Source organism: Pseudomonas sp. NPDC089918 (assembly GCF_050280605.1).
Classification (GTDB): domain Bacteria; phylum Pseudomonadota; class Gammaproteobacteria; order Pseudomonadales; family Pseudomonadaceae; genus Aquipseudomonas.
Window position 1 is genome coordinate 110,252 of the sequence record NZ_JBNNVP010000011.1, and the last position, 24,128, is coordinate 134,379.

Annotated in this window: 19 protein-coding genes and 3 tRNA genes; 15 read left to right on the forward strand and 7 right to left on the reverse strand. The window is 59.1% G+C overall.

Translation table 11 applies throughout. From position 1 onward, the window contains the following. The first annotated feature begins 26 nt into the window (after window positions 1-26). The gene (locus ACQKPC_RS10780) at window positions 27-866 is read left to right on the forward strand and encodes an arylamine N-acetyltransferase family protein (protein WP_427624526.1); all 840 of its coding nucleotides are present in this window, start codon (window positions 27-29) and stop codon (window positions 864-866) included. 80 nt (window positions 867-946) lie between these two features. On the opposite strand, the gene ACQKPC_RS10785 is transcribed toward ACQKPC_RS10780, so the two are convergent. Beyond that, complete coding sequence (locus tag ACQKPC_RS10785; RefSeq protein ID WP_427624527.1) at window positions 947-1,291, reverse strand: BrnA antitoxin family protein; 345 nt, start codon at window positions 1,289-1,291, stop codon at window positions 947-949. 3 nt (window positions 1,292-1,294) lie between these two features. Next, window positions 1,295-1,576 carry a BrnT family toxin gene (locus tag ACQKPC_RS10790; RefSeq protein WP_427624556.1) on the reverse strand — a complete coding sequence of 94 codons (282 nt, stop codon included), beginning with the start codon at window positions 1,574-1,576 and terminating at the stop codon, window positions 1,295-1,297. A gap of 255 nt (window positions 1,577-1,831) precedes the next feature. On the opposite strand from ACQKPC_RS10790, the gene ACQKPC_RS10795 reads away from it, so the two are divergent. Next, complete coding sequence (locus ACQKPC_RS10795) at window positions 1,832-3,349, forward strand: nucleobase:cation symporter-2 family protein (RefSeq protein WP_427624528.1); 1,518 nt, start codon at window positions 1,832-1,834, stop codon at window positions 3,347-3,349. 180 nt (window positions 3,350-3,529) lie between these two features. Here ACQKPC_RS10795 and ACQKPC_RS10800 read toward each other — a convergent pair whose 3' ends face one another. Beyond that, window positions 3,530-5,047, reverse strand: a complete 1,518-nt coding sequence (locus ACQKPC_RS10800) for an efflux transporter outer membrane subunit (protein WP_427624529.1) — start codon at window positions 5,045-5,047, stop codon at window positions 3,530-3,532. A gap of 87 nt (window positions 5,048-5,134) precedes the next feature. Between ACQKPC_RS10800 and ACQKPC_RS10805 the strand changes: the two genes are divergently transcribed. From ACQKPC_RS10805 to ACQKPC_RS10815, 3 genes are all read left to right on the forward strand, one after another. Further along, the gene (locus ACQKPC_RS10805) at window positions 5,135-5,755 is read left to right on the forward strand and encodes a TetR/AcrR family transcriptional regulator (protein WP_007905997.1); all 621 of its coding nucleotides are present in this window, start codon (window positions 5,135-5,137) and stop codon (window positions 5,753-5,755) included. 179 nt (window positions 5,756-5,934) lie between these two features. Continuing rightward, window positions 5,935-7,056, forward strand: a complete 1,122-nt coding sequence (locus tag ACQKPC_RS10810) for an efflux RND transporter periplasmic adaptor subunit (protein ID WP_427624531.1) — start codon at window positions 5,935-5,937, stop codon at window positions 7,054-7,056. Beyond that, the gene (locus tag ACQKPC_RS10815; RefSeq protein WP_008075954.1) at window positions 7,053-10,139 is read left to right on the forward strand and encodes an efflux RND transporter permease subunit; all 3,087 of its coding nucleotides are present in this window, start codon (window positions 7,053-7,055) and stop codon (window positions 10,137-10,139) included. Before ACQKPC_RS10810 ends, ACQKPC_RS10815 begins: the two co-directional genes overlap by 4 nt. A gap of 99 nt (window positions 10,140-10,238) precedes the next feature. Here ACQKPC_RS10815 and ACQKPC_RS10820 read toward each other — a convergent pair. Beyond that, window positions 10,239-10,314, reverse strand: a tRNA-Asn gene (locus ACQKPC_RS10820). 225 nt (window positions 10,315-10,539) lie between these two features. On the opposite strand from ACQKPC_RS10820, the gene ACQKPC_RS10825 reads away from it, so the two are divergent. Continuing rightward, window positions 10,540-10,770 carry a hypothetical protein gene (locus ACQKPC_RS10825; RefSeq protein ID WP_008007186.1) on the forward strand — a complete coding sequence of 77 codons (231 nt, stop codon included), beginning with the start codon at window positions 10,540-10,542 and terminating at the stop codon, window positions 10,768-10,770. Here ACQKPC_RS10825 and ACQKPC_RS10830 read toward each other — a convergent pair. Together ACQKPC_RS10830 and ACQKPC_RS10835 are read right to left on the reverse strand one after the other, a co-directional pair. Beyond that, on the reverse strand, window positions 10,767-10,967 hold the full coding sequence (locus ACQKPC_RS10830) for a hypothetical protein (protein WP_007905992.1): 201 nt from the start codon (window positions 10,965-10,967) through the stop codon (window positions 10,767-10,769). The genes ACQKPC_RS10825 and ACQKPC_RS10830 overlap by 4 nt on opposite strands. A 233-nt stretch (window positions 10,968-11,200) precedes the next feature. Further along, the gene (locus ACQKPC_RS10835) at window positions 11,201-12,397 is read right to left on the reverse strand and encodes an amino acid aminotransferase (RefSeq protein ID WP_427624533.1); all 1,197 of its coding nucleotides are present in this window, start codon (window positions 12,395-12,397) and stop codon (window positions 11,201-11,203) included. A gap of 337 nt (window positions 12,398-12,734) precedes the next feature. Between ACQKPC_RS10835 and uvrB the strand changes: the two genes are divergently transcribed. From uvrB to ACQKPC_RS10880, 9 genes are all read left to right on the forward strand, one after another. After that, window positions 12,735-14,750 carry an excinuclease ABC subunit UvrB gene (uvrB, locus tag ACQKPC_RS10840; protein ID WP_008007189.1) on the forward strand — a complete coding sequence of 672 codons (2,016 nt, stop codon included), beginning with the start codon at window positions 12,735-12,737 and terminating at the stop codon, window positions 14,748-14,750. A 279-nt stretch (window positions 14,751-15,029) separates the two neighbouring features. Further along, entirely contained in the window at window positions 15,030-16,511 is a 1,482-nt protein-coding gene (gene gltX / locus ACQKPC_RS10845) for a glutamate--tRNA ligase (RefSeq protein WP_007905986.1), read from the forward strand. Window positions 16,512-16,701: 190 nt separating this feature from the next. Next, a tRNA-Ala gene (locus ACQKPC_RS10850) sits at window positions 16,702-16,777 on the forward strand. Window positions 16,778-16,857: 80 nt separating this feature from the next. Continuing rightward, window positions 16,858-16,933, forward strand: a tRNA-Glu gene (locus tag ACQKPC_RS10855). 182 nt (window positions 16,934-17,115) lie between these two features. Next, window positions 17,116-17,655: a TetR/AcrR family transcriptional regulator gene (locus ACQKPC_RS10860; RefSeq protein ID WP_427624535.1), complete on the forward strand. Its 540-nt coding sequence runs from the start codon at window positions 17,116-17,118 to the stop codon at window positions 17,653-17,655. 30 nt (window positions 17,656-17,685) lie between these two features. Next, window positions 17,686-18,519, forward strand: coding sequence for an alpha/beta fold hydrolase (locus ACQKPC_RS10865; RefSeq protein WP_427624536.1), 834 nt, complete (start codon window positions 17,686-17,688; stop codon window positions 18,517-18,519). 48 nt (window positions 18,520-18,567) lie between these two features. Beyond that, window positions 18,568-19,005 (forward strand): acyl-CoA thioesterase, encoded by a 438-nt coding sequence (locus ACQKPC_RS10870; RefSeq protein ID WP_017337624.1) that lies wholly within the window; start codon window positions 18,568-18,570, stop codon window positions 19,003-19,005. A 172-nt stretch (window positions 19,006-19,177) separates the two neighbouring features. Further along, window positions 19,178-20,137 carry a tRNA dihydrouridine synthase gene (locus ACQKPC_RS10875; RefSeq protein ID WP_038980070.1) on the forward strand — a complete coding sequence of 320 codons (960 nt, stop codon included), beginning with the start codon at window positions 19,178-19,180 and terminating at the stop codon, window positions 20,135-20,137. A gap of 120 nt (window positions 20,138-20,257) precedes the next feature. Next, the gene (locus ACQKPC_RS10880) at window positions 20,258-20,704 is read left to right on the forward strand and encodes an Hsp20 family protein (protein WP_007905974.1); all 447 of its coding nucleotides are present in this window, start codon (window positions 20,258-20,260) and stop codon (window positions 20,702-20,704) included. Window positions 20,705-20,764: 60 nt separating this feature from the next. On the opposite strand, the gene ACQKPC_RS10885 is transcribed toward ACQKPC_RS10880, so the two are convergent. Then, window positions 20,765-24,043 carry a sensor domain-containing protein gene (locus tag ACQKPC_RS10885; RefSeq protein WP_427624537.1) on the reverse strand — a complete coding sequence of 1,093 codons (3,279 nt, stop codon included), beginning with the start codon at window positions 24,041-24,043 and terminating at the stop codon, window positions 20,765-20,767. Between the last annotated feature and the right edge of the window lie 85 nt (window positions 24,044-24,128).

Consider the following 24,128-nt stretch of genomic DNA (forward strand, 5'->3'; position numbering starts at 1 on the left):
CGGACCCCTGCATAAAGGATTGAGCGATGAGCGAGACACGACTGACGAATCTTGCGCTGTACCTGCAACGCCTGGGCTTCGATGCGCCCCCGGCGCCAACCCTGGAAACCCTGCGCCAACTGCAACTGCGCCACACCGGTGCCTTCCCGTTTGAAAACCTCACCACTTTAATGGGCGAGCCGGTGCTTATCGATCTGCCGTCCATCGAGCAGAAAGTCCTGCACGACGGTCGTGGTGGCTACTGCTACGAACTCAACAACCTGTTCCTGGCCTTGCTTCAGACGCTGGGTTTCGAGGCGCGCGGCATCACCGGCCGCGTGGTCATGAACCAGCCGGAAGGCGGATGGACCGCACGCACTCACCGCTTGAGCCTGGTAACCCTCGGCGGTGTACGCTACATCACTGACGTCGGCTTTGGCGGCATGGTGCCCACCGCCCCGTTGATGCTCGACACCGAGGCCGAACAGCTCACTCCCCACGAACCCTATCGCATCGAACCGCATGCCGACGGCTACACCCTGCGCGCCAACGTCGGTGGTGAATGGCGGGCGATGTACATCTTCGACCTGCAACGTCAGGAAGACATCGACTACACCCTCGGCAACTGGTACGTCTCGACTCATCCAGAATCATCCTTCGTGAAGCAACTGATGGTGGCGCGGACGGGGGAGGGATGGCGACGCACATTGAATAACGGCAGCTTTGCCATTCACCGCATGGGCAGCGAGAGCGAACGGCGGCAGGTGGCGGATGTGGATGAGTTGATCGGGTTACTGGAAAGCGAATTCGGGATTCGAGTGCCGGCGCAGGAAGTGTTGAAGCGGATGCTTGAGCGGTTGATTGAGCCTGTATCGCAGGAAAACTGAGCACCCCGTAAAGGGGCGGATTTGATCAATTCGCTCCTTCTTCTTTTGATCGATCCAGGCGTGGGTGTGTTGGTTTTGGCCTAGGAACGAACTTCAAGCTCCATCACGTGATGGATTTCGCTAAGGGCTTCTGACAATTTTTTCTCCAGGCTTTTCAGCTCGGAAGCGGTGATGCCTTTTTTCAAATGTCCGACATTTGCACCGGCAGTGTTCTGATCGGGCTTCGCCGCTTTGCCTTTATCGCTGAGCAATGCCTGGCGCAAGGTGTTGTTGATCACCGTCTGATAGCCATACCCCTCGCTTTCTGCCAGCGCGCGCGCGGTCTCTATGACGACGTCATCGAGCATGATGGTGATTCGGGTCTTGCCTTTGCTGGAGGCAACCGCTCCACGCTTGGCATTGCTGAAGTCGTATTCATCTTTCATCGGTCAAGCCTCCATATAGTGGCGACGCTCGTTTTTGGTGGCGATGCGCGCGGAAATGATTCGCACGAAATTCGGGTCGCGGTAGGTGTATGCAACGACCAGCAGTCGACCTTTGGCATCCAGCCCGATGATGATCCATCGCTGCTCATCATGGTGGTTGTCCTGAAACATCAGAGCTCGTTCGTCATAAAACACGGGTTCTGTCTCGGCGAGGCTGACGCCTTGATGCTTCAGTTTGTTGGCCGCGTTCTTTGCCTTGTGGTACTGAATTTCGAATGACTTAATTATGCATACTTTATATGTATAAGCGAGGGGCGGCCGTGCCGGCGGTCGCTTGGAAAGCAAAAGATTAGCGGTGGGGAGGGAAAGGGGAGGAAGGATGTATTTCAAGAGTTTTTTAGGCCGGGGGGCTCTACGGCTAAAGGGCAGTGTGAACATCTGTCCGTAATCTGACTGGTTAGTTGTATACAACTCTATAGACATTTGTCCTGACTATTGAATACAGTGTGCGCACAACAAAAACCAGGGAACCCCCCAACCATGAAAACGCCCCATGTTTCACAACAACGGCCCGAGGATGAGAATCTCGGGATCGGCGCGAATATGGCTTACGGCCTGCAACACGTTCTGACCATGTATGGTGGTATCGTCGCGGTGCCCTTGATCATCGGCCAAGCGGCCGGGCTCTCGCCGGCGGACATCGGTTTGTTGATTGCTGCTTCATTGTTTGCAGGGGGGCTGGCGACGTTGCTGCAGACCCTGGGTTTACCGTTTTTCGGTTGTCAGTTGCCGCTGGTGCAGGGCGTGTCGTTCTCCGGCGTTGCGACCATGGTGGCGATTGTCAGCAGCGGTGGAGAGGGTGGCTTTCAGTCGATTCTCGGGGCGGTGATTGCCGCGTCGTTGATCGGCTTGCTGATCACGCCAGTGTTCTCGCGAATCACCAAATTCTTTCCGCCGTTGGTAACCGGCATTGTGATCACCACTATCGGCCTGACGCTGATGCCGGTGGCCGCGCGCTGGGCCATGGGCGGCAACAGCCATGCCCCGGACTTCGGCAGCATGGCAAACATCGGCCTGGCGGCGGTGACGCTGGTGCTGGTACTGCTACTGAGCAAGATCGGCAGTGCGAGCATCTCCCGTTTGTCGATCCTCTTGGCAATGGTCATTGGCACCGTCATCGCCGTGTTCCTCGGCATGGCGGATTTCTCGTCCGTCACCCAAGGCCCGATGTTCGGCTTCCCGGCACCGTTCCATTTCGGCATGCCGACCTTCCACTTCGCCGCGATTCTGTCGATGTGCATCGTGATCATGGTGACCCTGGTGGAAACCTCCGCCGACATTCTGGCCGTCGGTGAAATCATCGACACCAAAGTCGACTCCAAACGCCTGGGCAACGGCCTGCGCGCCGACATGCTGTCGAGCATGATCGCGCCGATCTTCGGCTCCTTCACCCAGAGTGCTTTCGCCCAGAACGTCGGGCTGGTGGCGGTCACCGGAATCAAGAGCCGTTTCGTGGTGGCCACCGGCGGCGTGTTCCTGGTAGTGCTCGGTTTGCTGCCCTTCATGGGCCGGGTCATCGCTGCCGTGCCAACCTCCGTACTCGGCGGCGCCGGCATCGTGCTGTTCGGCACTGTGGCGGCCAGCGGCATTCGGACACTGTCCAAGGTCGACTACCGCAACAACGTCAACCTGATCATCGTCGCCACCTCCATCGGTTTCGGCATGATCCCCATCGCTGCACCGAATTTCTACGACCACTTCCCCAACTGGTTCGCGACGATCTTCCACTCGGGCATCAGCTCCTCGGCAATCATGGCCATCGTGCTGAACCTGGCCTTCAACCACCTCACTGCCGGCAACTCGGATCAACAATCGGTGTTTGCGGCCGGTACCGAGCGAGTCTTGCGTTATCAGGATCTGGCGGCATTGCGGGAAGGGGATTACTTCAGTGAAGGTAAGCTGCGTGACTGCGACGGGAACGAGATTCCGGTGGTGGAGGCAGAGCATGGGCATGCCGAGCCGCGGGCGGTGCATGCGAAAAGCAGTGAGCATGTTTGACGGCGGTACCCCGTAAAAAGGCAGGTAGATCAAAAGATCGCAGCCTGCGGCAGCTCCTACGGGGAATCGCGTCGCACACGAATCTCCGTAGGAGCTGCCGCAGGCTGCGATCTTTTGACTTTATGGCGAGCACAAAAAAGCCCCTGAGTCTTTCGAATCAGGGGCTTTTCGGTCCGTATTCTATTGGAGTTCTTTCGATATCCCTGGATCAGGAAAAAACATTCGAGTTCCCGCTCTTTTTGAGATAACGCGAGCATCTGAGTCGTCCCGCTGCCAACCGCCGCCCAATGCTTTGAACGTGGCCACTGCAGCGCGAGCCGATTCAGTTTGTGCCTGAGCTCTGCCATCAGATGCCGCTAAAAGGTGTTCATCGGCATCCAGTACTTCGATCAGGCTGACCACGCCTTTTTCATAGGCGACAAACGACGTCGCTCGGGCTTTCGCATACGCCGACTCACCCTGGGCGAGTTGTGTCGATTGTTGCTCGCGGTTGATCAGCGCTGAAAAAGCGCTTTCCACATCTTCGCAGGCCCGCAGAACGGACTGGCGGTAAGCGGCTAAGGCTTCGGCTTCCTGGCCTTTCGCCAAATCAATTTGAGCGTTGATGCGGCCAAAATCGAACAGCCTCCAACGTAATCCCAGTGCCGCCGAAGCCTGACTGGCGCCGTTGCTGAACAGGTTTGTGCTGGATACCGAGGTAGCACTGCCGAGCAGCGCCCCCACAGACAGTTTGGGGTAGTACTCGGACATGGCTTCGCCGATGCGTGCGTTGGATGCCGCAAGTCGGCGCTCAGCGACGATCAAGTCTGGACGCCGACGCAGCAGGTCGGCCGGAGCCCCCATGTCCGAGAGGCCTGGCACATCAGGGATGGGCGCCGGCTTAGTCAACTGCGCACTATAAGTGCCGGGCGCCTTGCCCAACATGACATCCAGCGCATTCATTGCCGCGTCAATGCCTGCTTGCAGTACCGGAACGGTGGCCTGCGCTTGATTCAGCGCGCCTTGGGTCTGGTTCAACTGCAGTTCAGCCGCCAGGCCTTTTGCGTAGAGATGTTCGATGGTGGTGAGCAGTTGTTGTCGTGTGTCTACTTGCTGGCGGGCTATTTCCAGGCGTGCTTGAAGGCCACGGAGGCTAATGTAAAGATCGGCTGTCTGCGCGACCACTGCCAGGCGTGTGGCAATCGCCCCGGCTTGTGAGGCCTGATAATCGGCGAAGGCGGCTTCTTTACCTCGGCGCAGCCCGCCAAACACATCCAGCTCCCAACCGGCATTCAAATTCGCCTCATAGGCACTGCCGTAGCGATTGTAGGAAGGGGCTGAATTCAGCACTTGACCCAACGGAGTCTCCAATGACTGACGGGCTCGGGCCGCTTGACCGTTGACGGTAGCCGACGGCAGGAGAGCTGCGTTAGCTGCGCCCAAACCGGCGCGAGCCTGCTCGATCCTTGCGCTTGCCTGGGCTAAATCGAGGTTCTGTTCAAGTGCTCGATTTATCAGCTGATTGAGTATCGGGTCATTAAATGCGTTCCACCAAGCGGCGAGATCGGCATTTGCGGCGCCCATTTGTCGTGCCTTGGACGTTTGCGCCGAGAAATGCTCGGGCAATTCCACACTGGGTTCTGAGTAGTCGGGGCCCACTGCGCAACCTGCAACCATACCCAAACACAGTAAGACGGCGAAACGAGGAGGAGGGTGCATGCGATACCTGCGAAAGGGTCGTTTTGTGACGATATTACAATTTGGTCACAAGTTGTCAACCACCTTTGGGATGAGTAAGCTGCTCGCATGAATCAGCCATCAGTTTCTTCGCCCAGCGCCCGTGGCCCAGTCGATCATGACATTCGAGACCAGATTGTCGCGGCGGCCAACGAGCATTTCAGTCAGTACGGTTATGGCAAAACAACGGTTTCTGACCTAGCCAAGGCCATCGGCTTTTCCAAGGCTTACATCTACAAATTCTTTGAATCCAAGCAGGCGATTGGTGAAGCAATCTGTACAAATTGCCTGACTGAAATCGTTGCGGCAGTTGAGCAGGCCATCAATGTAGACGGCATCTCGCCGACTGAACGTTTTCGGCGCCTGGTCAAAACCTTAATCGCTACAGGTGTGAGCCTGTTCTTTAATGACCGTAAACTCTATGACATCGCAGCGTTCGCCGCATCGGAGCGCTGGCCCAGCTCACAAGTCTATGACGCTCAGATCAAGAGCTTCGTGTCGCAAATCGTGCGTGAGGGGCGAGAGCTCGGCGAGTTTGAACGCAAGACACCGCTGGACGAGACGGTAGAGGCGATTCATCTCGCTCTGCGGCCCTTTATCAATCCTTTGCTATTGCAGTACAACCTCGATTTTGTTGAAGAAGCCCCTTCTCTTATCTCCAATCTTGTTCTGCGCAGCCTGATGCCTTAAACCGTCCGCTGACGGATGCGCTACGCATCCGTATCAGCGTGTGCGCCTGAAAAAACCAGATATCAAGCCTCTCTGCCTTGCTCTGATCAAGTTGGGGAATGTTCATTCGTCTCGGCGGTGACTATTGACAGAATTGGTCACTTGAATAAGCATGGTGCATCCGCTACCGAGAGGTCTTTATGATCCAGCGCCATCGCATGTCACTCATTTTCATTGCCTTGTTGCCGTTTGCCCTGGCGGCCTGCAACGAGGCCACGCCTGCCGATCCTCGCCTTCAAGTGCCCTTGGTGCGCATCGGCGTGGTTCAACCCTCCGCGCCTGCGGCACGGGTATTCACCGGTATCGTCGCGGCTCGAGTTCAGAGCGATCTCGGTTTTCGGGTGCCTGGGAAAGTCTTGGAGCGCTTGGTGGACGCTGGGCAGAGTGTCAAACGTGGGCAGCCACTTATGCGCATCGATGCCAACGACCTGACGCTGACCGCCAGGGCGCAGCAGGAAGCGGTGCTGGCCGCTATGGCCCGAGCCCGGCAGGCCTCCGATGATGAACTTCGCTACCGTGATTTGGTGTCCGTCGGTGCGGTATCTGCCTCAGCTTACGCAGGGATCAAAGCGGCTGCCGACTCGGCGAAGGCTCAGCTAAACGCTGCCCGGGCTCAGGCTGATGTGGCGAAAAACGCGACCGGTTATTCGACGTTGCTGGCGGATGCTGATGGGGTTGTAGTGGATACCTTGGCGGAGCCGGGTCAGGTGGTTGGCGCAGGACAGATGGTGGTAAGCGTTGCCCATTCAGGGCAGCGCGAGGCCGTGATCCAGTTACCCGAGACGCTACGTCCTGCGCTGGGCTCGGCGGCGACGGTTGAGCTCTACGGGCAGAACCAGCGTGCAGGCAGCGCCCGTTTACGTCAGCTGTCCGACTCTGCAGACCGACAGACCCGAACGTTTGAAGCGCGTTATGTGCTGGAAGGGGCGCTCTCCAACGCCACCCTGGGTTCGACGATCTCAGTGGTTATCGCCGACACGGATGTTGCTGATGCCAAGGAATTCCAGGTCCCCATGGGGGCCCTCTACGACGCGGGTAAAGGCCCGGGTGTCTGGGTGGTTGGGGGAGAGCCGGAGCATGTGGTATGGCGCCCGATCAAGGTTCGCAGCCTGAATAACGAGGCCAGCGTGCGCGTGACGGGTGATCTGCAGGTGGGTGATCGTGTTGTCGCATTGGGTGCTCACTTGCTGAGCGAGGGAGAGAAGGTCAGGACTGAACTCGCCGATGCTCCGCAAAATTCAGTGGTTGAGGTAAGTCGATGAGCGGCTTCAATCTTTCGGCGCTGGCCGTACGCGAGCGCTCAATCACCCTGTTTTTGATCCTGCTGATTTCTGTGGGTGGGTTGTACGCCTTCTTCAAACTGGGGCGTGCGGAAGATCCCGCATTCACCATTAAACAAATGACGGTGGTCACCGCCTGGCCTGGGGCGACGGCCCAGGAGATGCAAGACCAGGTGGTAGAAAAGCTGGAAAAACGCATGCAGGAACTGCGTTGGTACGACCGGACCGAGACCTTTACCCGGCCCGGCTTGGCATTCACCACGGTTTATCTGCTTGATAGCACGCCGCCCTCAGCCGTCCAGGAGGAGTTTTACCAGGCGCGCAAGAAAATCCTGGATGAGCAGAAGGGGTTGCCGTCAGGGGTGATCGGCCCGATGGTCAATGATGAGTATTCCGATGTCACCTTCGCGCTCTATGCGCTCAAGGCCAAGGGCGAGCCGCAACGTCTGTTGGTGCGCGAAGCCGAGAGCTTGCGCCAGCGTCTGCTGCATGTGGCGGGTGTGAAGAAGGTCAACATCATCGGTGAACAGGCCGAGCGCATTTTTGTCGAGCTGTCCTACGAGCGTCTGGCGACATTGGGCATTTCCGCACGAGACATCTTCAGTGCGTTGAACACGCAGAACATGATAACGCCGGCCGGCTCGGTTGAAGCTAAGGGCCCACAGGTTTTCATCCGCCTGGATGGCGCGTTTGATGACCTGCAGAAGATTCGTAATACCCCACTGACGGTGCAGGGCAGAACCCTCAAGTTGTCCGATGTGGCTGAGGTCAAGCGCGGTTATGAGGACCCTGCGACGTTCCTGGTACGCAACAACGGCGAGCCCGCATTGTTGCTCGGCGTGGTCATGCGCGATGGCTGGAACGGTCTGGATCTGGGGAAGTCGCTGGAGGCCGAGGCAACAGCGATCAACGAGCAGATGCCTTTGGGCATGAGCCTGACCAAGGTCACGGATCAGGCGGTGAACATTGGCGCATCCGTCAACGAGTTCATGGTGAAGTTTTTTGCTGCCCTGGGCGTGGTGCTGCTGGTGTGTTTCCTCAGCATGGGCTGGCGTGTCGGCGTTGTGGTTGCCGCGGCGGTGCCGCTGACCCTGGCGGCCGTGTTCATTGTCATGGCGGCCACGGGCAAAGACTTCGATCGAATTACCCTGGGTTCGTTGATTCTGGCATTGGGGCTGCTGGTGGACGATGCAATCATTGCCATTGAAATGATGGTGGTGAAGATGGAGGAGGGCTACGACCGAATCAAGGCCTCCGCTTATGCCTGGAGCCACACGGCCGCGCCGATGTTGTCGGGGACATTGGTGACGGCGATCGGCTTTATGCCCAACGGTTTTGCCAAGTCGACCGCAGGTGAATACACCGCGAACATGTTCTGGATCGTTGGCATTGCGCTGATCACTTCCTGGGTGGTGGCCGTGGTGTTTACCCCTTACCTGGGCGTCAAACTGCTGCCGCAGATCAAGGTGCCTGAAGGCGGGCATACGGCGATTTACGGTACACCGAACTACCAGCGTTTCAGGCGCCTGCTGGGCAGTGTGATCCGCCGCAAAGGCCTGGTGGCTGCATCCGTCGTTGGCTTGTTTGTTGTTGCGATTCTGGGCATGGGCGTGGTCAAGAAGCAGTTCTTTCCAACGTCCGACCGACCTGAGGTGCTGGTTGAGGTGCAGATGCCTTACGGCACCTCTATAGAGCAGACTGATGTGGCCGCGGCCAAGGTCGAGGCGTGGTTGGCTCTGCAGTCGGAAGCCAGGATCGTCACCGCTTACATTGGCCAGGGCGCACCGCGCTTCTATTTGGCGATGGCCCCTGAGCTACCCGATCCATCCTTCGCAAAAATCGTCGTCCTGACCACGAGTCAGCAAGAGCGCGAGGCGCTCAAGCTCCGCCTCAGGCAAGCCGTAGCCGATGGCTTGGCGCCTGAAGCCCGGGTGCGGGTGACGCAGTTGGTATTTGGTCCTTATTCACCGTATCCGGTGGCCTTTCGGGTGATGGGCGCCGACCCCGCAGTGTTGCGGGATATCGCCGCGCAGGTGCGTGAGGTCATGACCGCCAGCCCCATGATGAGGACCGTCAACACCGATTTGGGCGAGCGCGCGCCGGCACTTCATCTCACGCTGGATCAGGATCGCCTGCAAGCATTCGGCTTGACCTCGACCGATGTCGCGCAACAGCTGCAATTCCTGCTCACGGGGGTGCCTGTCACCGAGGTGCGTGAGGATATTCGTTCGGTTCAGGTGGTTGCTCGCTCGGCGGGAGAGACGCGTCTGGATCCGTCGAAAATTGCCGCCTTCACGCTGACCGGTGCCCAAGGGCAGCGCGTGTCGCTGTCCCAGGTAGGGGCGGTGGATGTGCGCATGGAGGAACCCATTCTGCGACGTCGTGATCGTACGCCGACGATAACTGTGCGTGGTGACGTGGCTGAAGGTCTTCAGCCTCCCGATGTCTCCAACGCCTTGATAACGCAGTTGCAGCCCATCATCGAAAAACTGCCGGCGGGCTATCGGATTGAGTTTGCCGGCTCGATCGAGGAGTCGGGTAAAGCGAACAAGGCATTGCTACCGTTGTTCCCGATCATGATCGCGCTGATGTTGCTGACCATTATTATTCAGGTGCGCTCGATGTCGGCAATGATGATGGTGTTCGCCACTGCGCCTTTGGGCCTGATTGGTGTGGTGCCAATTCTGCTGCTGTTCCAGCAACCCTTCGGGATCAACGCGTTGGTGGGACTGATTGCCTTGTCAGGGATTCTGATGCGCAACACGCTGATCCTCATCGGGCAGATTCACTCCAATGAGCAAGCCGGCCTGTCGCCTTACAACGCCGTGGTCGAAGCCACTGTGCAGCGCGCGAGGCCCGTGATTCTCACGGCGTTGGCGGCAATGCTGGCGTTCATTCCGCTGACCCATTCGGTGTTCTGGGGAACGCTGGCCTACACCCTGATTGGCGGTACGTTTGCCGGCACCGTGCTGACCCTGGTGTTCCTGCCAGCGATGTACGCCCTCTGGTTCAAGATCAAGCCCGAGCCCGCGTATGAGCTTGCAGCGAACACTCATGTTGCTTGATACCTGCGTGCCGACAAAACGCCAAAACGAAAAAACCCGCCAAAAGGCGGGTTTTTCGGGGGTTTCAGAGATTTTGAAAGCCTTCTCTGGAACCTTGTCTGGCTCCACGACCTGGACTCGAACCAGGGACCCAGTGATTAACAGTCACTTGCTCTACCAACTGAGCTATCGCGGAATGGCGTCTATGTTACTGATTCAAAAAGAGAAGTCAAGCCTCTGTCGGCAGTTTGATGTTTTCATCGGATCGGAGGGGGTTATCGGCCATTGGCGGTTACCAGAATCGCGGTAGAGGTCTACCATGGTCGCCCGGAAGTGGTGACACGCGCTGCCGGCCCTCAGCCGAAAAGGTACGCGCCATGAATCATCCAGCCCTCACACTTCAAAACAGCGGGGTGTTCGCATGAGCATCGCTCAGATCAGCCTGCCCAAAGGCGTTGGTCCGCACGCCGAGAAACTGTTCGACGCAATCACTCAGGCCAGCACCGCTGACGAATTGAACCGCGCGGGCGGCAAGGCCGAAGGTTTTGTTTTGGGTCTGGAAAGCACCAAGGCGATCAAAAGCCAGGTGGCCGAGTCGCTTTATGTCGCCTATGACGATGCGGCCAGCCAGCGTGCAACTGAATTGGCTTAACCGCCGAAGGTAATAGTGCCGAGCATCAGCTTGGCGTACAGCATCGTGGCGGTCAGCTGCACCAGCCACAAGGCCAGGCCGCCAAGGAATACGCCCGCAGCCACTTGCAGCACCAGGTTATTACCGCGTTTGGCCGAAGAGCGGGGCACGAAGTGGTCCAGCTCGTCGCGGTCGGCGCGTAGGTCATCGTTTTTCATGTGGGTTCTCAAGAATTCTCGGGTGTACATAAAACCTGTGGGAGCGAGCCTGCTCGCGATGGCGGCGGCACAGCTTGTATCTATGTGACAGAAAGACCGCTATCGCGAGCAGGCTCGCTCCCACATTGGATTTGTGTGGAGTTTAAAGGGCGGAGCCGCTGCTTTGAGATTTATCAAAGACAAATAAAAAACGGGAAGCCCTGCGGCTTCCCGTTTTCGTATCACGCGAGGACTCAGATCACCTGAACGATGGCCTTGGTCACGGCGTCGATGTTGCTCTGGTTCAGCGCGGCAACACAGATGCGGCCGGTGTCCAGGGCATAGATGCCGAACTCGCTGCGCAGGCGGGTAACCTGCTCAACCGTCAGGCCGGAGTAGGAGAACATGCCGCGCTGGCGACCGACGAAGCTGAAATCGCGCTGTGGAGCGTTTTTCGCCAGCAAGTCGACCATCTGGGTGCGCATGCCGCGAATCCGCAGGCGCATTTCTGCCAGTTCCTCTTCCCACTGGGCACGCAGTACCGGGCTGTTCAGCACGGCGGCGACGATGCTTGCACCGTGGGTCGGCGGGTTGGAGTAGTTGGTGCGGATCACGCGTTTGACTTGCGACAGTACGCGCGCGCCTTCTTCTTTCGATTCGCTGACGATCGACAGAGCGCCAACGCGCTCGCCGTACAGCGAGAAGGATTTGGAGAACGAACTGGAAACGAAGAAGGTCAGGTCCGATTCGGCGAACAGGCGCACGGCCGCGGCGTCTTCATCGATGCCGTCGCCGAAGCCCTGGTAGGCCATGTCGAGGAACGGTACGTGACCTTTGGCCTTGACCACTTCCAGTACGTTTTTCCAGTCTGCCGGGCTCAGGTCCACGCCGGTCGGGTTGTGGCAGCAAGCGTGCAGCACAACGATGGAGCCGGACGGCAAGGCGTTCAGGTCTTCGAGCAGGCCTGTACGGTTAACGTCGTGGGTGGCGGCATCGTAGTAGCGATAGTTCTGCACCGGGAAACCAGCGGTTTCGAACAGGGCGCGGTGGTTTTCCCAGCTCGGGTCGCTGATGGCCACGACGGCGTTCGGCAGCAGTTGCTTGAGGAAATCAGCACCGATTTTCAGCGCGCCAGTACCGCCGACGGCTTGGGTGGTGATAACCCGGCCAGCGGCGATCAGCGGCGAATCATTGCCGAACAGCAGTTTCTGCACGGCCTGATCGTAGGCGGCGATGCCGTCGATCGGCAAGTAACCACGGGAAACGTGTTGAGCGGCGCGAATCGTCTCGGCTTCGACAACGGCGCGCAGGAGTGGAATTCGCCCCTCCTCGTCGCAGTAAACACCGACCCCCAGGTTGACCTTGTTGGTACGGGTATCGGCATTGAATGCTTCGTTGAGGCCCAGGATTGGATCGCGTGGTGCCATTTCGACAGCGGAGAACAGGCTCATTATTGCGGCGGCTCTGAATGGAGTGTGGAGGGACGTGTCGCGCTCCAGCCGAATGCACTAGAGCGGTGCACAAACGGGGAGCTAGTATAGAGGCCATCAGCGATTGATGGCGACAGGCGATTCGGCTTTTACGGTAAGTTTTTCCAATTATTTTTCGATCGTGGGTCGAGTGGTGTCGTCAAAGGTTTTACCCGATGTAGGACGTTTGCCTTGAAAGCGACGGCAATCGGCTCCACATTGAGCACAATCCAGTTTTTTCCTTGGGCGACATCGGTCGTTTGTGGTTTTTTTCGTCGCTGTCCGGTTTGACTGGGCAGGCGCGAATCCAGAGGTATGTATGTCTGAATTCCAGCTAGTCACCCGCTTCGAGCCCGCCGGCGATCAGCCGGAAGCCATCCGCCTGATGGTCGAGGGCATTGAGGCCGGGCTGGCGCACCAGACGTTGCTCGGTGTGACCGGCTCGGGCAAGACCTTCAGCATCGCCAACGTGATCGCCCAGATACAGCGCCCGACGCTGGTGCTGGCACCCAACAAGACCCTGGCCGCGCAGTTGTATGGTGAATTCAAGGCGTTCTTCCCGAACAACGCCGTTGAATACTTCGTGTCTTATTACGACTACTACCAGCCCGAAGCCTACGTGCCGTCGTCCGACACCTTCATCGAGAAGGATGCCTCGATCAACGACCACATCGAGCAGATGCGCCTGTCCGCGACCAAGGCGCTGCTGGAGCGCAAGGACGCGATCATCGTCACCACGGTGTCCTGCATCTACGGTCTGGGCAGCCCGGAAACCTATCTGAAGATGGTGTTGCACGTGGATCGCGGCGACAAGCTCGACCAACGCGCGCTGCTGCGTCGCCTGGCCGACCTGCAATACACCCGCAACGACATGGACTTCGCCCGGGCGACCTTTCGGGTGCGCGGCGATGTGATTGATATCCACCCGGCGGAATCCGATTTCGAAGCGATCCGTATCGAGCTGTTCGATGACGAAGTGGAGAGCCTGTCCGCCTTCGATCCGCTGACCGGTGAAGTCATCCGCAAACTGCCGCGTTTCACCTTCTATCCGAAGAGCCACTACGTGACCCCGCGGGAAACCCTGCTCGAGGCCACCGAAGGGATCAAGGTCGAATTGCAGGAGCGCCTGGAATACCTGCGCTCCAATAACAAACTGGTGGAAGCCCAGCGACTGGAGCAGCGCACCCGTTTCGACCTGGAGATGATCCTGGAGCTGGGCTACTGCAACGGCATCGAAAACTATTCGCGCTACCTGTCGGGCCGTGAATCCGGCCAGGCGCCGCCCACTTTGTTCGACTATCTGCCGGCTGACGCCTTGCTGGTGATCGACGAATCCCACGTCAGCGTGCCGCAAGTCGGCGCCATGTATAAAGGTGACCGTTCCCGAAAAGAAACTCTGGTGGAGTACGGCTTCCGTCTGCCGTCCGCGCTGGACAACCGGCCGATGCGTTTCGATGAGTTCGAAAGCATCAGTCCCCAAACGATTTTTGTCTCGGCCACGCCGGGCAATTATGAGGCGGAACATGCTGGCCGAGTGGTCGAGCAATTGGTGCGCCCGACCGGTCTGGTGGACCCGCAAATCGAAATCCGTCCGGCGTTGACCCAGGTCGACGACTTGCTCTCGGAAATCACCAAGCGTGTGGCCCTGGAAGAGCGGGTGCTGGTCACCACGCTGACCAAGCGCATGTCTGAAGATTTGACCGATTATCTGGCCGACCACGGCGTGCGCGTGCGTTATCTGCACTCGGACATCGACACCGTGGAGCGGGTCGAAATTATCCGTGACTTGCGTCTCGGCGTCTTCGATGTGCTGGTGGGGATCAACCTGCTGCGTGAAGGCCTGGACATGCCGGAAGTCTCGCTGGTGGCGATTCTCGACGCGGACAAGGAAGGTTTCCTGCGTTCCGAGCGCTCACTGATCCAGACCATTGGCCGGGCGGCGCGCAACCTCAATGGGCGGGCGATTCTGTATGCGGATCGCATCACCGGCTCCATGGAGCGGGCGATCGGCGAGACCGAGCGTCGTCGCGACAAGCAGATCGCCTTCAACCTGGCCAATGGCATCACGCCGAAGGGGGTGTTCAAGGACGTCGCCGACATTATGGAAGGCGCGGTCGTGCCGGGTTCGCGCAGCAAGAAGCGCAAAGGCATGGCCAAGGCCGCCGAGGAAAGTGCCAAGTACGAGGCCGAACTGCGCTCGCCGAGCGAGATCAGCAAACGCATTCGTCAGTTGGAAGAAAAAATGTACCAGCTCGCTCGCGACCTGGAATTCGAAGCCGCGGCGCAGTTGCGCGACGAAATCGGCAAGTTGCGGGAGCGGTTGATCGCTGTTTGATTTGTGGTGTCTGACAGGGCCTCTTCGCGAGCAAGCCCGCTCCCACAGTTGACCGAGTTGTCCAGGCGGACGCGGTCTAATGTGGGAGCGGGCTTGCTCGCGAAGGCGTACGACTGAACGCTATATTCGTCAGCTAAAGCGCTTCCCCCAGCCCTCAACCCACCTCGGCCTACGAGTGATGTGGAGGTAAATACCCCACTCACTGGAGCCGGGCGGCTATCGCCTGTTACCATTCGCCTCTTGTTTGATCTTCGCTTTTTATTCTTTTCGAGACATGCCATGACCACCGTCCGCACTCGCATCGCGCCATCGCCTACCGGGGACCCCCACGTAGGTACCGCTTACATCGCTTTGTTCAACTACTGCTTTGCCAAGCAGCATGGCGGTGAGTTCATCCTGCGGATCGAAGACACCGACCAGTTGCGTTCGACCCGCGAGTCCGAACAGCAGATTTTCGACGCCCTGCGCTGGTTGGGTATCGACTGGAGCGAAGGCCCGGATGTCGGTGGCCCGCACGGTCCTTATCGTCAAAGCGAGCGCGGCGATATCTATCAGAAGTACTGCCAGCAATTGGTCGACTTGGGTCATGCCTTCCCGTGCTTCTGCACGGCTGAAGAATTGGACCAGATGCGCGCCGAGCAAATGGCCCGCGGCGAAACCCCGCGTTACGACGGCCGTGCGCTGTTGCTCTCCAAGGAAGAAGTCGCGCGCCGCCTGGCTGCCGGCGAGCCACACGTCATCCGCATGAAAGTGCCGACCGAAGGCGTGTGCGTGGTGCCTGACATGCTGCGTGGCGACGTCGAGATCCCGTGGGATCGCATGGACATGCAAGTGCTGATGAAGACCGACGGCTTGCCGACGTACTTCCTGGCCAACGTGGTCGATGACCACCTGATGGGCATTACCCACGTTCTGCGCGGTGAAGAATGGCTGCCTTCGGCACCGAAACTGATCCTCTTGTACGAATACTTCGGCTGGGAACAACCGCAGCTGTGCTACATGCCGCTGCTGCGTAACCCGGACAAGAGCAAGCTGTCCAAGCGCAAGAACCCGACCTCGGTGACCTTCTACGAGCGCATGGGCTTCATGCCGGAAGCGATGCTCAACTACTTGGGCCGCATGGGCTGGTCGATGCCGGACGAGCGCGAGAAGTTCTCCCTGCAGGAAATGGTCGATAACTTCGACCTGAGCCGCGTCTCCCTCGGTGGGCCGATTTTCGACATCGAGAAGCTGTCGTGGCTCAACGGCCAGTGGCTGCGTGACCTGCCGGTGGAAGAGTTCGCCGCTCGTCTGCAAAAGTGGGCACTGAACCCTGAATACATGATGAAGATCGCGCCGCACGTGCAGGGCCGGGTTGAAACCTTCAGCCAGGTCGCACCGCTGGCCGGCTTCTTCTTCGCTGGTGGCGTGAACCCGGACGCCAAACTGTTCGAATCCAAGAAGCTCTCGGGCGATCAGGTTCGTCAGTTGATGCAGTTGATTCTGTGGAAGCTGGAAAGCCTGCGTCAGTGGGAGAAGGACAGCATTACCGCGACGATTCAGGCGGTGGTCGAATCCCTGGAGTTGAAGCTGCGTGATGCCATGCCGCTGATGTTCGCTGCGATCACGGGGCAGGCCAGCTCGGTGTCGGTGCTCGATGCGATGGAAATCCTCGGTCCGGACCTGACCCGTTTCCGTCTGCGCCAGGCTATCGACCTGCTGGGCGGCGTGTCGAAGAAGGAAAACAAGGAGTGGGAAAAACTCCTGGGCGCTATCGCTTAAGGCTGTTTAACCTTGTGTAGGAGCTGCCGAAGGCTGCGATCTTTTGATCTTGCTCTTCGGCGCCACCCCCGTTTTTCGGGGGGAGGGCGGTAAGTGATTGTTATGTGGGCAAAAAATTTTAGAAATTGTTAAAAATAAGTTTGACAGCCTTCCGATGCGCCATTAAGATTCGCCCCGTCCTCAGCGATGAGGGGCTATAGCTCAGCTGGGAGAGCGCTTGCATGGCATGCAAGAGGTCGACGGTTCGATCCCGTCTAGCTCCACCAATTTTACAGTTCAAGGTCTGGCCACACCGGCCTTGAATCGATCAGCTCTCAGGACTGATCAGTTGTATAGAAGGGTTTGTGTCCCCTTCGTCTAGTGGCCTAGGACACCGCCCTTTCACGGCGGTAACAGGGGTTCGAGTCCCCTAGGGGACGCCACGATTACCCGCTCTGCGGGATTTTTAAGGGTCATTCAATTATTGAATGGCCCTTTTGTTTGTCTGGCGTTTGGCCAACTCTCCTTTTTTCTCAAAACTGTTCTTCAGACCAGCGGTCACATCCGCGACTTGCGAAAAATTATTATGAGAATAATATTCTAGTCGTAATATTCGGAGGCAACGATGAACGATAAAAAAGCTCAAACCCGCGAACGCATCCTCAAGGCTGCCAGTGCAGCGCTGATCCAGCGCGGCCCGGCCGAGCCGAGCGTGGGTGAAGTGATGGGCGCAGCCGGCCTGACGGTCGGCGGCTTCTACGCGCACTTCGAAAGCAAGGACGCATTGATGCTGGAAGCGTTCAAGCAACTGCTCAGCCATCGTCGTGGCTTGATCGCCGACATGGATGCCGAGTTGACCGGCGAAGAGCGTCGCGCGTTGGTCGCAGCGTTCTACCTGTCGCGCAAGCACCGTGATTCCACCGAGCAGGCATGTCCGATTCCGGCGTCGGTCGGCGAGCTGGGCCGTCTGCCGGACGAATTTCGTGTGGCATTGAATGAGCATATTGAGTTGATGGTCGCGCAGTTGGCGGCCAGCCCGGAAGAGACCGACAAAGCCTTGGCCGACATGGCCTTGATGGTCGGTGGTTTGGCTCTGGCGCGGGCGCTGGGGCCAGGAGAGTTGTCCGATCGATTGCTGCGCGCCGCCAAGTCGGCGGTGCTGTGACCTAAAGGCATCAGCCTGAGGAGATGAGCGATGAACACGTTGAGCTGGGTTCGTGGCGTTAATGGCACCTTGGGCTGGTTCGCGCCGAAGCTGGTGGCGAGCAAGATGCGCCTGGCGTTCATGACTCCGCGGGAATTGCCGCCGCGTGATTGGGAATTGCCGCTACTGGCGAAATCCGAACGGATCACCTTGCGCTTCGGCCTCTCGGCGCTGCGCTGGGGCCAGGGGCCGGCAGTGTTGTTGATGCACGGCTGGGAAGGCCGGCCAACGCAGTTTGCTTCGTTGATCACCGCGCTGGTCGATGCCGGTTACACCGTGGTTGCCCTGGACGGCCCGGCTCACGGTCGCTCGCCTGGTCGCGAAGCAAATGTGGTGCTGTTCGCCCGAGCCATGCTCGAGGCGGCCGCTGAGTTGCCGCCGCTGCAAGCGGTCATCGGACACTCCATGGGTGGCGCCAGTGCCATGCTCGCAGTTCAGTTGGGCTTGCGCACCGAAACCCTGGTCTCAATCGCCGCCCCGGCGCGAATTCTCGGGGTACTGCGTGGGTTCGCACGCTATGTGCGCCTGCCGCCCAAAGCGCGTTCGGCGTTTATTCGCCAGGTCGAGAAAGACGTCGGCATGCGCGCCGCTGCGCTGGATGTTGCGCGCTATCAGCTCGACATGCCGGGGCTGATCGTCCATGCCGAGGACGACAACTTTGTTCCGGTCAAGGAATCCCAGTTGATCCACGAAGCCTGGTTCGACAGCCGTCTGTTGCGCCTGGAAGAGGGTGGGCATCAGCGGGTGCTGGCCGATCCTCGGGTGATCGACGGCGTTCTTTCGCTGCTGGCCGGTCGCAGTCTGCAATCGCGCCAATCGGCCTGAGCATCCGTTACACTGCCCCGGTCGAAATAATCTGACCAGGAGTGGGGCATGGGCTGGGATCGGGCAACGCCGTTTATCATTGATCTGGAAGTGGGCGCCGAGGACATCGACGGGTTGGGCCATGCGAACAACGCCGTGTACGTGACCTGGCTCGAGCGTTGCGCCTGGCGCCACTCGCAACGGCTTGGCCTGGATCTGGTCGAGTACCGGCGGCTGGACCGGGCGATGGCGGTGGTACGGCACGAGATCGATTATCTGGCGGCGGCCTATGAGGGCGATGAGTTGCAGTTGGCGACCTGGATCGTCGATTGGGACCAGCGTCTGAAAATGACCCGACACTTCCAGTTGAAGCGCCCCAGCGACAACACGACGTTACTGCGGGCGCAAACCACTTTCGTGTGCATTGAACTGTCGACCGGCAAGCCCAAGCGCATGCCGGCGGAGTTTATCGAGGGCTATGGCCCGGCGTTGCAAGTTCCAAGCTGACACGATCCTGTGGCGAGGGGGCTTGCCCCCGTTCGGCTGCGTAGCAGTCGTAAAATTTGGGGGTCGCTACGCAACCCAACGGGGGCAAGCCCCCTCGCCACAGAGGTATGCGCAAGTCTTTCATTAGATTATCCAGTAAACTGCCGCACGTTTTTCGTTGAGTGTGTTTTTCATGCAAATTGCTTTGGCGCCCATGGAGGGGTTGGTCGACAACATCCTGCGGGACGTGCTGACCCGTGTGGGCGGTATTGATTGGTGCGTGACCGAATTTATTCGGATCAACGATCAGCTGCTTACGCCTGCCTACTACCACAAGTTCGGCCCGGAACTGCTGACTGGCGCCCGAACCGCGTCCGGTGTGCCGCTGCGGGTGCAACTGCTGGGCTCCGATCCGGTGTGCCTGGCGGAAAACGCCGCGCTGGCCTGCGAGTTGGGTTCCGAGGTCATCGACCTGAACTTCGGCTGCCCGGCCAAGACCGTCAACAAATCCCGTGGCGGTGCGGTGCTGCTCAAAGAGCCTGAACTGCTCAACCAAATCGTCGAACACGTCCGTCGTGCGGTGCCAGCGCACATTCCAGTGACCGCCAAGATGCGCCTCGGTTTCGACAGCCCGGACGGTGCGCTGGTTTGCGCCACGGCCCTGGCTGAAGGCGGGGCGGCGCACATCGTGGTCCACGCGCGGACCAAGACCGATGGCTACAAGCCGCCAGCCCACTGGGAATGGATCCCTCGGGTGCAGGACGTGGTCAAGGTCCCGGTGTTTGCCAATGGCGACATCTGGAGTGTTGAGGACTGGCGTCGTTGCCGCGAGATCAGCGGCGTCGAAGACATCATGCTCGGTCGTGGACTGGTATCGCGCCCGGATCTGGCCCGGCAAATCGCTGCCGCTCGCGCCGGTGAAGACGTCGTTGAGATGACCTGGGCCGAGCTGCTGCCGCTGATTCAAGACTTCTGGCTGCAAGCCAAGGCGCAGATGACGCCACGCCAATCGCCGGGTCGCTTGAAGCAGTGGCTGGCGATGCTGACCCGCAATTATCCCGAAGCGGTAGAGCTGTTCACCGTTCTGCGTCGTGAGACCGAACTGGATAATGTCTCGCGTTTACTGGGGCTGCAGGTGTCTGAAGCGGCCTGAAAAAATCTTGAAATAATCTCTTGAAAAGTAATCAGCGGTCCTTATCTAAGGATTACGCGATGCCGAATTCGGGTCGCGGAGACAAAAAAACTTGCTGATTATGTTCAGGAGATTTGAATCATGAGTACTGCATTTTCCCTGGCCCCACTGTTCCGTTCCTCGGTAGGTTTCGACCGTTTCAACGACCTGTTCGAAACCGCCCTGCGCAATGAGCCAGGCAGCACCTATCCACCCTACAACGTTGAAAAATACGGTGATGATCAATACCGCATTGTCGTAGCGGCCGCCGGTTTCCAGGAAGAAGACCTGGACCTGCAAGTGGAGAAAGGTGTGCTGACCATCAGTGGCGGCAAACGTGACGCGGACGAAAGCGTCACTTACCTGTACCAAGGCATCGCTCAGCGCGCCTTCAAACTGTCGTTCCGTCTGGCGGACCATATTGAAATCAAGGCCGCCGAACTGCGCAACGGTTTGTTGAGCATCGACCTGCTGCGCGTAATTCCGGAAGAGGCGAAAGCCAAACGCATCCCGATCAACGGGACGCAGAAGCCGGCTCTGCAACACTGAGTCAGAGCAACAAAAAAAGGGCGCCATCCACTGGCGCCCTTTTTTGTGCCTGTGTCCGACTCATTTGAGGAGTTTCTGAAACTCCTCCACCGGCAGCGGCCGGCTGTGCAAATACCCTTGATACAAATGGCAGCCCAGCCCCTGCAAAAACGCCAGTTGCTCCAGGGTTTCCACCCCTTCGGCGATGACTTCCAACTCCAGACTGCGGGCCATGGCGACGATGGCGCGAATGATTTCGGCATCGTTGGGGTCGGTGGTGGCATCGCGGATGAACGACTGATCGATTTTCAGGGTGTCTACCGGCAGGCGCTTGAGGTAGGTCAGTGAGGAATAACCGGTACCGAAATCGTCCATCGCAAAGCTCACGCCGAGTTTTTTCAGGCGCCGCATTTTGCTGATGGTGTCGTCCAGGTTCTGGATGACGATGCCTTCGGTGATTTCCAGTTTCAGCAACGAGCAGGGCAGGCCGTGGCTGCCGAGGCTGTGTTCGATGCGTTCGACGAAATCGTTCTGGCGGAATTGTCGGGGGCTGATGTTCACGCACAGGCTGAAGTCGAGCGGATTGATCAGGCCCTTGGCGACCAGATGTTTGAAGGCTGCGCAGGCTTCGTCGAGGATCCACGTGCCGACTTCCAGAATCAGCCCGCTGTCTTCCAGCACCTTGATGAACTCGGTGGGCGATTGCGCGCCCAGTTGCGGGTGGTGCCAGCGCACCAAGGCTTCGGCGCCGGTAATGCGGTTATTGCGAGCGTCCACCTGCGGTTGGTACTGCACGCTGAACTCACCCCGGGAAAGGGCAAGGCGCAGGTCGGTTTCCATGCGCAGGCGTTCGCTGGCGGCCTTCTGCATAGTGTTGTGATACATCTGCGTGGTGTTGCGGCCTGAATCCTTGGCGCGGTAGAGGGCGATATCGGCGCGTTTGAGCAGGTCGGTCGGGGTCGAGCCGTGGTCGGGGATCAGCGCGATGCCGATGCTCGGTGTTACTTGCAGGCGCTGTCCGTCGAGGAACATCGGTTCGGACAGCAGTTCGCGCAAGGTATCCGCCAACTCCCGGACCTGAGCGCTGACGTCGCTGCGCGAACCTTCCAGGCCGCTGAGCAGCACCACGAATTCGTCACCGCCCAGACGCGCGACGGTGTCCTCCATGCGGACGCTGGCTTCAAGGCGCGCGGTGATGATCTTCAGCACTGTATCGCCCACCGGGTGGCCAAGGGAGTCGTTGATGTGCTTGAAGTGGTCGAGGTCGAGGAACATCAGCGCGCCACGCAGGCTGTGGCGTTTGAGCAGGGCGATCTGCTGGCTCAGACGATCCATCAACAGGGCGCGGTTGGGCAGGTTGGTCAGCGGGTCGTGGTAGGCCAGGTGACGGATCTGCGCTTCGGCGTTTTTCAGCAAGCTGACGTCTCGGGCGGTCAGCAGCAGGCACGCCGTTTCGTTGAGGGTGATCGGCTCCACCGAGACTTCGACGGTCAACAACTCGCCGCGTTTGTTGCGCCCGAGCATTTCCTGATGGTGAACCCGGCCCTTGATCTGTAGTTCCGCCAGCAACGCCGAGCGTTGTTTCTCTTCGGCCCAGATGCCCACCTGATACACCGTGCGGCCGACCACTTCATCGGCGCGGTAGCCAGTCAGGCGACAGAAGCCATCGTTAACTTCCAGGTAGCGTCCGGTGTCGCGCTCGGTAATGGTGATGGCGTCAGGGCTTGAGTGGAAGGCCTTGGCGAACTTCTCCTCGCTGGCCTTGAGCGCCGCTTCCGAGCGTTGCTGCTGGGTGATGTCGCGCAGGGTGGTGACGATGCAGGGTTGGTCGCCGACGCTGATCTGCCGGCTCGATATCACGCAGGTCAGGGACTGTCCGTCCTTGTGCCGGACGATGATCGCCACATTGTTCAGGCCCTGTTCGCGGATGACCCGCTCGATCCTTTGCAGGCTCTTCGCCGAAGCGTCCCACAGGCCGATTTCGTCGGCACTGCGGCCAATCACGTCGACGGTGCTCCAGCCGAACGTTTGAGTGAAGCTGGAGTTGATCTCGATGAAGTGACCGGTGTCCTGGCGCGTGACGCAGATCGGGTCCGGGCTGACCTGGAACAAGGTGGCGAATTTCTCTTCCGACGCCACCAGTTGCTGTTCGCGCTCTACCTGATCAGTGATGTCCAGCAGTGTGCCGGCCATGCGCAACGGGTTGCCCTGTTCATCGCGGTAGAGTCTGGCGCGGCTTTCCAGGTAGCGCGAGCTGCCATCCGTTAGCTGCACGCGGTAAGTCAGCTGGTAATTGCCGGCCGGGCCTTCGCGCAGGCTGCGGTAGGCGTCGCGCATGGTGCCGCGTTCTTCGTCGGGCACGCCTTCGAAAAACGCATCGAAGGATTCATGGAAGGGTTTGGGGTCCAGCCCATGTAACTGGGCGGCCCGCGCCGAGCCGTAAAGCATGCCGCTGGGAATGTGCCAGTCCCAGGTGCCGAGTTGCGCCGAATCCAGGGCCAGGTCGAGGCGTTCCTGGCTGTCTTTGAGGGCGTGCTCGGCGATTTTGCGTTCGGTGGTGTCGAGGAATGTGCTCAGCAGGTAAGGCTGGCCTTCGAGTTCGACCTTTTGCGCGCTGAGGATGCCGTCGTGAACCTGCCCGTTGCTGGCGCGAAATTGCACCTCCATGTTGATCAGCTCGCCTTTGGCCTTGGTGGCCTTGACCAGTTGCACCCGTTGCTCCGGGTTGACCCAAAGGCCCAGTTCCAGCGTGGTTCGGCCGATGGCGTCTTGCACCGGCCAGCCGAACAGGCTTTCGAAATACTGGTTGGCTTCGCTGATCAGGCCGTCTTCCTGGCGGGTCAGCAGGACCATGTTCGGGCACAGGTGAAACAGCGTGGCGAAGCGCTTTTCCGAGCTGCTCAGTGCCTGTTCGCGCTGGCGCTGATGGGTGATTTCACGAATGACCCCTATCATTCGTGGCCGGCCGTTTTTGTCCGGCAGCAGGCTGCCGTTGATCTCCAGCCAATGCAGACTGCCGTCGGGCCAGCGGATGCGGTGGTGCATCGCCTGTTCCAGCGGGGCGCCGGCGATCACTGCATTGAAGGCGCGGATGGCTTTCGCCCGATCCTCCTGAGGCAGCAGGTCGAGGTATTCCAGGTCCTCGGGCAACGGTTGCCGGGGATCGAAGCCGAACAACGCCTGAGTACCCCGTGACCAACTGATTTGCCCCCGCTCGATGTCCCAATACCAGGCGCCGAGCCGAGCGCCGTTGAGGGCCGCCAGCAACTGCGGGGCGCTTTCCCAGCTCTGCTCGGACCGTTTGGGGTCAAGTGCCTGAATTCGCGGCATCGGCGGCATACGTTCAACAGATTTGGGCATGGATAAACAGGCCTTGGGCTGAATTGGGCGTTAGGCACACGGTTTTGGGGCTCTATAGGCGTAGCACAAAAAGAAGAAGCACAGC

Excerpts from the sequence above, each read along its gene's own strand:
- ACQKPC_RS10780 (WP_427624526.1), top strand. The coding sequence starts at position 27 with ATGAGCGAGACACGACTGACGAATCTTGCGCTGTACCTGCAACGCCTG.
- ACQKPC_RS10785 (WP_427624527.1), bottom strand. The coding sequence starts at position 1,291 with ATGAAAGATGAATACGACTTCAGCAATGCCAAGCGTGGAGCGGTTGCC.
- ACQKPC_RS10795 (WP_427624528.1), top strand. The coding sequence starts at position 1,832 with ATGAAAACGCCCCATGTTTCACAACAACGGCCCGAGGATGAGAATCTC.
- ACQKPC_RS10800 (WP_427624529.1), bottom strand. The coding sequence starts at position 5,047 with ATGCACCCTCCTCCTCGTTTCGCCGTCTTACTGTGTTTGGGTATGGTT.
- ACQKPC_RS10805 (WP_007905997.1), top strand. The coding sequence starts at position 5,135 with ATGAATCAGCCATCAGTTTCTTCGCCCAGCGCCCGTGGCCCAGTCGAT.
- ACQKPC_RS10810 (WP_427624531.1), top strand. The coding sequence starts at position 5,935 with ATGATCCAGCGCCATCGCATGTCACTCATTTTCATTGCCTTGTTGCCG.
- ACQKPC_RS10815 (WP_008075954.1), top strand. The coding sequence starts at position 7,053 with ATGAGCGGCTTCAATCTTTCGGCGCTGGCCGTACGCGAGCGCTCAATC.
- ACQKPC_RS10825 (WP_008007186.1), top strand. The coding sequence starts at position 10,540 with ATGAGCATCGCTCAGATCAGCCTGCCCAAAGGCGTTGGTCCGCACGCC.
- ACQKPC_RS10830 (WP_007905992.1), bottom strand. The coding sequence starts at position 10,967 with ATGAAAAACGATGACCTACGCGCCGACCGCGACGAGCTGGACCACTTC.
- ACQKPC_RS10835 (WP_427624533.1), bottom strand. The coding sequence starts at position 12,397 with ATGAGCCTGTTCTCCGCTGTCGAAATGGCACCACGCGATCCAATCCTG.
- uvrB (WP_008007189.1), top strand. The coding sequence starts at position 12,735 with ATGTCTGAATTCCAGCTAGTCACCCGCTTCGAGCCCGCCGGCGATCAG.
- gltX (WP_007905986.1), top strand. The coding sequence starts at position 15,030 with ATGACCACCGTCCGCACTCGCATCGCGCCATCGCCTACCGGGGACCCC.
- ACQKPC_RS10860 (WP_427624535.1), top strand. The coding sequence starts at position 17,116 with ATGAACGATAAAAAAGCTCAAACCCGCGAACGCATCCTCAAGGCTGCC.
- ACQKPC_RS10865 (WP_427624536.1), top strand. The coding sequence starts at position 17,686 with ATGAACACGTTGAGCTGGGTTCGTGGCGTTAATGGCACCTTGGGCTGG.
- ACQKPC_RS10870 (WP_017337624.1), top strand. The coding sequence starts at position 18,568 with ATGGGCTGGGATCGGGCAACGCCGTTTATCATTGATCTGGAAGTGGGC.
- ACQKPC_RS10875 (WP_038980070.1), top strand. The coding sequence starts at position 19,178 with ATGCAAATTGCTTTGGCGCCCATGGAGGGGTTGGTCGACAACATCCTG.
- ACQKPC_RS10880 (WP_007905974.1), top strand. The coding sequence starts at position 20,258 with ATGAGTACTGCATTTTCCCTGGCCCCACTGTTCCGTTCCTCGGTAGGT.
- ACQKPC_RS10885 (WP_427624537.1), bottom strand. The coding sequence starts at position 24,043 with ATGCCCAAATCTGTTGAACGTATGCCGCCGATGCCGCGAATTCAGGCA.